Below are 663 nucleotides of genomic sequence, written 5' to 3' on the forward strand. Positions count from 1 at the left end.
ACAACGTTTTCAAAATATTCTTTTAATGCTTTGTCCTCAATACATTCTACAAGAAACGAAATCTTACTATCCTCCCTCAAATCAAAATAGCTATTCAAACACATAATTTTATCTATATCACTCAATCTTGTATGTAATAAAAACACCTCTAACTCTTTAGTATCCAGAATTTTAATTAACAAAGACAAAGAATTTATATAATGAAGATAAGAAACTTTTCCTTCTCTCAAGATTTCATTGTATATCCTTATGCATTCTTGATAATTACCAAGTTTTTCATAACAATTAGCTATAAAAAATTTATAATCATTTATACCTAATCCTAATGTATTGAGATTAAAAATGAGATACTCTCTATCACCAATATGTCTATATTCCATAATAATCTCATTCAACTTCCGTATACATAATTGTATCAAATCCTGATTATAATACCACACTGCTTCAAAATATAGAAAATCTAAATTACCCACTTCTTTATATATTCTCTTTGACTCAAAAATAATTTTGTAAGCTTCAGTAAATTTGCCGAGTTGAAGATATGTAAAAATTAAATACCTTAGATATCTTGACGCTAATATGTTTTCAAAAGAAAAACTATTTTTTACTTTCAATAAATGTTCGAGAGCTTCTTCAAACTTGCCTAAATAATAATATTCTACT

At 25.6% G+C, this 663-nt stretch carries 1 pseudogene; it reads right to left on the bottom strand.

The features are described from left to right. Positions 1-663, bottom strand: a pseudogene (locus H964_RS12480) (glycosyltransferase family 2 protein); the annotation flags it as partial.

It is taken from the genome of Caldicellulosiruptor sp. F32, assembly GCF_000404025.1.
GTDB classification, from domain to species: domain Bacteria; phylum Bacillota; class Thermoanaerobacteria; order Caldicellulosiruptorales; family Caldicellulosiruptoraceae; genus Caldicellulosiruptor; species Caldicellulosiruptor saccharolyticus.